5 protein-coding genes are annotated in these 8264 nt (G+C 64.3%); 2 read left to right on the top strand and 3 right to left on the bottom strand.

Going from position 1 to position 8264, the window contains the following annotated elements:
• Positions 1 to 51: 51 nt before the first annotated feature.
• Positions 52 to 1248 (bottom strand): amino acid aminotransferase, encoded by a 1197-nt coding sequence (locus tag ACODS9_RS13560; protein ID WP_094012465.1) that lies wholly within the window; start codon positions 1246 to 1248, stop codon positions 52 to 54.
• Positions 1249 to 1536: 288 nt separating this feature from the next.
• Between ACODS9_RS13560 and uvrB the strand changes: the two genes are divergently transcribed.
• Positions 1537 to 3552, top strand: coding sequence for an excinuclease ABC subunit UvrB (gene uvrB / locus ACODS9_RS13565; protein WP_217866724.1), 2016 nt, complete (start codon positions 1537 to 1539; stop codon positions 3550 to 3552).
• A 157-nt stretch (positions 3553 to 3709) separates the two neighbouring features.
• Here the strand turns inward: uvrB and ACODS9_RS13570 are convergent, their stop codons facing one another.
• Complete coding sequence (locus ACODS9_RS13570) at positions 3710 to 5260, bottom strand: MDR family MFS transporter (RefSeq protein ID WP_489094039.1); 1551 nt, start codon at positions 5258 to 5260, stop codon at positions 3710 to 3712.
• On the bottom strand, positions 5250 to 6305 hold the full coding sequence (locus ACODS9_RS13575; protein WP_489094040.1) for an HlyD family secretion protein: 1056 nt from the start codon (positions 6303 to 6305) through the stop codon (positions 5250 to 5252). The genes ACODS9_RS13570 and ACODS9_RS13575 overlap by 11 nt, the downstream gene beginning before the upstream one ends.
• A 141-nt stretch (positions 6306 to 6446) precedes the next feature.
• Here ACODS9_RS13575 and gltX point away from each other — a divergent pair, with 141 nt between their 5' ends.
• Positions 6447 to 7928, top strand: a complete 1482-nt coding sequence (gltX, locus tag ACODS9_RS13580) for a glutamate--tRNA ligase (protein WP_489094041.1) — start codon at positions 6447 to 6449, stop codon at positions 7926 to 7928.
• Positions 7929 to 8264 lie beyond the last annotated feature (336 nt).

Raw genomic sequence — 8264 nt, forward strand, 5'->3', positions numbered from 1 at the left:
ATCTTACTGCGTGTCTCGGGGAAGTCAAGCTTCCCCTAGACAATCAAGCAGTTACAGCACTTCTACGATGGCCTTGGTGACCACGTGGATGTTGCTCTGGTTCAGCGCGGCGACCGCGATGCGGCCAGTGTCCAGCGCGTAGATGCCGAACTCGTTCTTCAGGCGTGCCACTTGCTCAACGGTCAGGCCCGAGTAGGAGAACATGCCGCACTGGCGGCCGACAAAGCTGAAGTCACGCTTGGCGCCGTACTCGGCCAGCAGCTCGACCATCTGCTTGCGCATGCCGTGGATACGCTCGCGCATCTCGGCCAGCTCGGTTTCCCACATCTGGCGCAGCTCGGGGCTGTTGAGCACCGCGGCAACGATGCTGGCGCCGTGGGTCGGCGGGTTGGAGTAGGTGGTGCGGATAACCCGCTTGACCTGCGACAGCACGCGGGTGCTCTCGTCCTTCGAGGCGGTGACGATCGACAGCGCGCCGACACGCTCGCCGTACAGCGAGAACGACTTGGAGAACGAGCTGGAGACGAAGAACTCCAGGCCCGATTCGGCGAACAGGCGCACGGCGAAGGCGTCTTCGTCGATGCCGGCACCGAAGCCTTGGTAGGCCATGTCGAGGAACGGGATGTGGCCTTTGGCCTTGACCACTTCCAGCACGTTCTTCCAGTCGTCCAGCGACAGGTCGACGCCGGTCGGGTTGTGGCAGCAGGCGTGCAGCACGATGACCGAGCCCGATGGCAGGCTGTTGAGGTCTTCGAGCATGCCGGCGCGGTTGACGTCCTGGCTGGCGGCATCGTAGTAGCGGTAGGTCTGTACCGGGAAACCGGCGCTCTCGAACAGGGCGCGGTGGTTTTCCCAGCTCGGGTCGCTGATGGCGACCACGGCACCCGGCTGCAGGCGCTTGAGGAAGTCAGCGCCGATCTTCAGCGCGCCGGTACCGCCGACGGCCTGCACGGTGACCACGCGGCCTGCGGCCAGCAACGGCGATTCGGCGCCGAAGATCAGCTTCTGCACGGCCTGGTCGTACTGGGCGATGCCGTCGATCGGCAGGTAGCCGCGGGAGGCGTGCTGGGCGGCACGGGCGGTCTCGGCTGCGATCACCGCGCGCAGCAGCGGGATGCGGCCTTCCTCATTGCAGTAGACGCCCACGCCCAGGTTCACCTTGTCGGTGCGTGGGTCGGCGTTGAATGCTTCGTTGAGGCCCAGGATAGGGTCGCGGGGTGCCAGCTCGACAGCGGAAAACAGGCTCATTGTTACCTTGGCTCTGATAGGAGAGTGATAGGGTCGCCACGCTCCAGCCGAAGGCACTGAAGCGGTGCGCAAACGGGGAGTCAGTATAGTGATACCCACCGGTCACTGCGACAGTCTGGCGCAGCTTTTCCGGCTGTTTGCGCAAATATTTTTCGACCATTGGTCGAATTGCCCGGTCCATTGCCTTGAAGGGGCGAGGGTCGCACTTGAATCTGGCGCCCCGGGGGCGCATTTGGGTATAGACTACTGGCTAAATTTACAGTTGCCGCGACATCCACGAGGTCCGTCATGTCCGAGTTCCAGCTCGTCACCCGCTTCCAGCCGGCCGGCGATCAGCCCGAAGCCATCCGCCAGATGGTCGAGGGCATCGACGCCGGCCTTTCGCACCAGACCCTGCTCGGGGTGACCGGCTCGGGCAAGACCTTCAGTATCGCCAACGTCATCCAGCAGGTGCAGCGCCCGACCATGGTGCTGGCGCCGAACAAGACCCTGGCCGCGCAGCTGTACGGCGAGTTCAAGGCATTCTTCCCGAACAACGCCGTCGAATATTTCGTCTCCTATTACGACTACTACCAGCCGGAAGCCTACGTGCCGTCGTCGGACACCTTCATCGAGAAGGACGCCTCGATCAACGACCATATCGAACAGATGCGCCTGTCGGCGACCAAGGCGCTGCTGGAACGGCGCGACGCGATCATCGTCACCACCGTGTCGTGCATCTACGGCCTGGGCAGCCCCGAGACGTATCTGAAGATGGTCCTGCACGTCGACCGTGGCGACAAGCTCGACCAGCGCGCCCTGTTGCGCCGCCTGGCCGACCTGCAATACACCCGCAACGAGATGGATTTTGCCCGCGCCACCTTCCGCGTGCGCGGCGACGTGATCGACATCTTCCCGGCCGAATCGGACCTCGAGGCCATCCGCATCGAGCTGTTCGACGACGAAGTGGAGAATATCGCCGCCTTCGACCCGCTCACCGGCGAGGTCATCCGCAAGCTGCCGCGTTTCACCTTCTACCCCAAGAGCCACTACGTGACCCCGCGGGAAACCCTGGTCGAGGCAGTGGACGGCATCAAGGAAGAACTCAAGCAGCGCCTCGAGTACCTGAATGCGAGCAACAAGCTGGTCGAGGCGCAGCGCCTGGAGCAGCGCACCCGTTTCGACCTGGAGATGATCCTCGAACTGGGCTACTGCAACGGCATCGAGAACTACTCGCGCTACCTCTCCGGCCGCCCGGCCGGCGCGCCGCCGCCCACGCTCTACGACTACCTGCCGGATGACGCGCTGCTGGTGATCGACGAATCCCACGTCAGCGTTCCGCAGGTCGGCGCCATGTACAAGGGTGACCGTTCGCGCAAGGAAACCCTGGTGGAGTACGGCTTCCGCCTGCCGTCGGCACTGGACAACCGGCCCATGCGTTTCGATGAATGGGAGGCGGTCAGCCCGCAGACCATCTTCGTCTCGGCCACCCCCGGCCCCTACGAAGCCGAGCACGCCGGGCGGGTGGTGGAGCAGGTGGTGCGGCCGACCGGCCTGGTTGATCCGCAGGTCGAGGTGCGCCCGGCGCTGACCCAGGTCGACGACCTGCTGTCGGAGATCGGCAAGCGCGTCGCCCTGGGCGAGCGGGTGCTGGCCACCACGCTGACCAAGCGCATGGCCGAGGACCTCACCGACTACCTGGCCGACCACGATGTGCGGGTGCGCTACCTGCACTCGGACATCGACACCGTCGAGCGCGTGGAGATCATCCGCGACCTGCGCCTGGGTACCTTCGATGTGCTGGTGGGGATCAACCTGCTGCGCGAGGGCCTGGACATGCCCGAGGTGTCGCTGGTGGCGATCCTCGACGCCGACAAGGAAGGCTTCCTGCGCTCGGAGCGCTCGCTGATCCAGACCATCGGCCGCGCCGCGCGTAACCTCAACGGCAGGGCGATTCTCTACGCCGACAACATCACCGGCTCCATGCAGCGCGCCATCGACGAGACCGAGCGGCGCCGCGAGAAGCAGGTCGCCTTCAACCAGGCCAACGGCATCGTGCCCAAGGGCGTGGTCAAGGACATCACCGACATCCTCGAAGGCGCCACCGTGCCTGGAGCCCGCAGCAAGAAGCGCAAGGGCATGGCCAAGGCGGCGGAGGAGGCCGGGCGCTACGAGGTCGAGCTGCAGACCCCGGCGCAGATCACCAAGCGCATCAAGCAACTGGAGGAGAAAATGTTCCAGTTCGCCCGCGACCTGGAGTTCGAGGCGGCGGCGCAGTTGCGCGACGAGATTGGACAGTTGCGCGAGCGCTTGCTGGCCAGTTGATGGATCAGGGTGTTACCTATGTGCGTGAACTGATTTGTAACCCATGTGGGTGAGTCATACCCTCCCACAGGGTTTGCGCAAGTTTGGGTAAATACCTTGAAATCGACGCGGTCGGTGTGGGAGCCGGCTTGCCGGCGATGGGGCGGGTAGCGCCCCCTCAATGTGCTTCCCCGGCCTTCAACCCCTGCGGCAGCTTGCGCGTCAACAGCACCGCCAGCATGCTCACCACCAGGCCGATGCCGACGAAGTGGAAGGCATCGTTGTAGGCCATGATCAGGGCCTGCTGGTGGGTGATCTCCGACAGCTTGCCCAGTGCCGCATTGTCGCTGCCCAGGCGTTCGGCCAGTTGCGCCAGGCGTTCGGCGACCTGCGGGTTGTTTGGCACCACCGCCTCGCGCAAATAGTCGAAATACACTTTGGTCCGCGCATCCAGCAGGGTCGCCAGCAGGGCGATGCCGATGGCGCCCCCCAGGTTGCGCAGGATATTGAACAGGCTCGACGCCGACCCCGCGTCCTGCGGCTGGATATAAGCGGTGGCGATCAGCGAGATGGTCACCATGATCATCGGCTGGCCGAGGGCGCGGATTACCTGGATCTGGTTGAACTGCGGGCCGGCAAAATCCGGGTTGAGCACGCCGGAGCCGAAACTGGCCGCGCCGAACAGGCAGAAGCCCAGGGCGCACAGCACCTTGGGCGGGATCACCTTCATCAGTTGCGGCACCAGCGGGATCAGGAACAGCTGCGGTACGCCCATCCACATGATCACCTTGCCGATCTGCAGGGCGTTGTAGCCCTGCACCTGCGCCAGATAGAGCGGCAGCAGGTAGATCGAACCATACAGGCCGACGCCCATGCCCAGGCTGGCGATGCTCGACAGGCCGAAGTTGCGGTTGCCGAGGATGCGCAGGTTGATCAACGGGTGCGGCCGGGAGAACTGCAGGATCACGAACAGGATCAGGGCGAGCAGGGCGACGGTGCCCAGGCTGACTATCAGGCTCGACTCAAGCCAGTCCTTGCGATGGCCTTCCTCGAGAAACACCTGCAGGCACCCCAGGCCCAGGCCGAGGGTGACGATGCCGGCGTAGTCGGTGCTCTTGAGCAGTTCCCAGTGCGCCTCCTTCTTCTCCAGCCCGTAGAGCAGCCCGGCGATCATCAGCAGTCCCGGCGGGATGTTGATGTAGAAGATGTATTCCCAGCCCCAGTTCTCGGTCAGCCAGCCGCCCAGGGCCGGGCCGATCGACGGGGCAAAGGTGGCGGTCATGGCGAACATGGCCATGCCCTTGGCGCGGTGATGCTCGGGTAGCTTGATGAGCGTCAGGGTGAAGGCCAGCGGGATCAGCGCGCCGCCGGTGAAGCCCTGCAGGGCGCGGAACACGATCATGCTCTCGAGGTTCCAGGCCATCGAGCACAACAGCGACGACACCAGGAAGCCCAGCGACACCCACACCGCCAGGCGTCGGGCCGAGAGCAACTGCACCAGCCAGGCGGTCAGCGGGATCATGATGATCTCGGCCACCAGGTAGGAGGTGGAGATCCACGAGCCTTCCTCCAGGGTCGCCGACAGTGCGCCCTGGATGTCCTTGAGCGAGGAATTGGTGATCTGGATGTCCAGCACCGCCATGAACGCGCCGAGCATCACGCTCATCACCGCGATCCAGTCGCGCCGGGTTGGCTCGGCGGTGGGGCGCAGCAGCGCGTCACCGGCCATGCTGGTCGTCGTCTTCGCCACGCAGGTCGACGGTAACGGTAACCGACATGCCTGGGCGGATGCGGCCATGCAGCGGGTTGTCCGCGGCGAAGGTCAGCTTGACCGGGAGGCGCTGCACGACCTTGGTGAAGTTGCCGGTGGCGTTGTCCGGCGGGAGCAGGCTGAACTGTGCGCCGGAGGCGGCGAACAGGCTGTCGACCCGGCCTTCGATCGGGGTGTCGGGGTAGCTGTCGAACACCAGCTCGGCGCGTTGGCCGGGGTGCATCCTGCCGATCTGGGTTTCCTTGAAGTTGGCCTGTACCCAGATGTCCTCGTCGGGGACGATCGACAGCAAGTAGGCACCGGCCTGCACCACCTGGCCGTTGCGTGCGTTGCGCTGGCCGATGGTGCCGCTGATCGGCGCGTGGATCTCGCAGCGGGTCAGGTTCAGCTCGGCCTGGGCCAGGTCGGCGCGGGCATTGGCGATCTGCGCGTCGAGGCGCTTGAGCTCGGCGGCCAGGGCGTCGATCTGCTGGCGCTGGCCCTTGAGGTCGGCCTGGGCCTTGTCCACCTGGGAGCGGGCGACATGGCTTTCGGCCGACAGGGTTGTCACTCGCTCTTCGGAGACGAACCCAGGTTTGCGCAGGGCCTGGGCGCGGTTGAGGTCCAGTTGCGAGCGGTCGAGGGTGGCCTGGTTGGCGGCAACCTGGGCCTGGCCCGCCGCGATCAGGCTGCCTTGTTGGGTCAGGCGGCTGCGCGCCTGGGCGAGTTCGGCTTCCCGGCTGGCCAGGGCGGCGCGGGCACGTTCGACGGCCAGCTCGAAGTCGGCGGCTTCCAGGCGCACCAGCACGTCGCCTTTGCTCACGTGCTGGTTGTCCTCGACCCGCACCTCGTCGATACGTGCCCCCAGCTGGCTGGAGATACGCGTGATCTCGCCCTGCACATAGGCGTTGTCGGTGCTTTCGTAGAAGCGTCCCTTGAAGTACCAGTGGGCCAGGAAGGCGAGGCCGACCAGCAGCACCAGGGTGATGAAGATCAGCAAGCGACGTTTGAGTGGGCTAGGCATGGGGGCATTCGTTGCAAAAGTGTAAGCAAATTTAACAGCGGCCGGCGGCAAGGTCACAAGTGACGATAGCGCCATTGCTGGAGCCCGATGCCCGCTCCCTGCTAACATCGCGCCTTTGTTTCTCTTCGTTCGAGACTCTCAATGACCACCGTTCGCACGCGTATTGCGCCATCGCCCACCGGCGACCCCCATGTCGGCACCGCCTACATCGCCCTGTTCAACTACTGCTTCGCCAAGCAGCATGGCGGTGAGTTCATCCTGCGTATCGAAGACACCGACCAGTTGCGCTCCACTCGTGAGTCGGAGCAGCAGATCTTCGACGCACTGCGCTGGCTCGGCATCGAATGGAACGAAGGCCCGGACGTCGGCGGCCCGCACGGCCCGTACCGGCAGAGCGAGCGCGGCGAGATCTACGCCAGATACGCCAAGGAGCTGGTCGATGCCGGCCACGCCTTCTACTGCTTCTGCACCGCCGAAGAGCTGGAGCAGATGCGTGCCGAGCAGATGGCCCGCGGCGAAACCCCGCGCTATGACGGCCGCGCCCTGTTGCTGAGCGACGAGGAAGTGCAGCGCCGCCTGGCCGCTGGCGAGCCCCACGTGATCCGCATGAAGGTGCCGAGCGAAGGCATCTGCGTGGTCCCGGACATGCTGCGTGGCGACGTCGAGATTCCATGGGACCGCATGGACATGCAGGTGCTGATGAAGAACGACGGCCTGCCGACGTACTTCCTGGCCAACGTAGTCGACGACCACCTGATGGGCATCACCCATGTGCTGCGTGGTGAAGAGTGGCTGCCATCGGCGCCCAAGCTGATCAAGCTGTACGAGTACTTCGGCTGGGAGCAGCCCAAGCTGTGCTACATGCCGCTGCTGCGCAACCCGGACAAGAGCAAGCTGTCCAAGCGCAAGAACCCGACCTCGGTGACCTTCTACGAGCGCATGGGCTTCATGCCCGAGGCCATGCTCAACTACCTGGGCCGCATGGGCTGGTCGATGCCGGACGAGCGCGAGAAGTTCTCGCTGGCCGAGATGGTCGAGCACTTCGACCTGTCGCGCATCTCCCTGGGCGGGCCGATTTTCGACATCGAGAAGCTGTCGTGGCTCAACGGTCAGTGGCTGCGTGAACTGCCGGTGCAAGAGTTCGCCGCGCGCGTACAGAAGTGGGCGTTCAACAGCGACTACATGATGAAGATCGCCCCGCACGTTCAGGGCCGGGTCGAAACCTTCAGCCAGGTCGCCCCGCTGGGTGGCTTCTTCTTCGAAGGCGCGCTGAAGCTCGACGCCAAGCTGTTCGAGAGCAAGAAACTGTCGGCCGACCAGGTGCGCCAGGTGATGCAGCTGATCCTGTGGAAGCTGGAAGGCCTGCGCCAGTGGGAAAAGGACCGTATCACCGCCTGCATCCAGGCCGTGGTCGAGTCGCTGGAACTCAAGTTGCGCGACGCCATGCCGCTGATGTTCGCTGCCATCACCGGCCAGGCCAGCTCGGTGTCGGTGCTCGACGCCATGGAAATCCTCGGCCCCGACCTGACCCGCTACCGTCTGCGCCAGGCCATCGACCTGCTCGGCGGCGTGTCGAAGAAGGAAAACAAGGAGTGGGAAAAGCTGCTGGCGAACATCGCCTGATCCAGGCTTTTCCAGCCATGTGGGAGCGGGCTTGCCCCGCGATTGCGATGTCGGATTCATGACCGCCATCGCTGGACAAGCCCGCTTCCACGGGCCGCACTCCTCGCAGAGGGGCAGGGCAGGGCGGTAAGTGATTGTTATCTGTGAAAAAATTTTTGAATATTTTCGAAAATTCGTTTGACAGCCTTGCAATCCGATCTTAATATGCGCCCCGTCCACAGCGATGAACGAAAACGAAACGCCAGGCACCCAGCCAGCGCTTCGGTTCAAAGCGACATTGTGGGGCTATAGCTCAGCTGGGAGAGCGCCTGCATGGCATGCAGGAGGTCAGCGGTT

Source organism: Pseudomonas sp. FG36 (assembly GCF_057809275.1).

Bases quoted from the DNA above. Each gene is read 5' to 3' on its own strand.
- ACODS9_RS13560 (WP_094012465.1), bottom strand. From the start codon at position 1,248: ATGAGCCTGTTTTCCGCTGTCGAGCTGGCACCCCGCGACCCTATCCTG.
- uvrB (WP_217866724.1), top strand. From the start codon at position 1,537: ATGTCCGAGTTCCAGCTCGTCACCCGCTTCCAGCCGGCCGGCGATCAG.
- ACODS9_RS13570 (WP_489094039.1), bottom strand. From the start codon at position 5,260: ATGGCCGGTGACGCGCTGCTGCGCCCCACCGCCGAGCCAACCCGGCGC.
- ACODS9_RS13575 (WP_489094040.1), bottom strand. From the start codon at position 6,305: ATGCCTAGCCCACTCAAACGTCGCTTGCTGATCTTCATCACCCTGGTG.
- gltX (WP_489094041.1), top strand. From the start codon at position 6,447: ATGACCACCGTTCGCACGCGTATTGCGCCATCGCCCACCGGCGACCCC.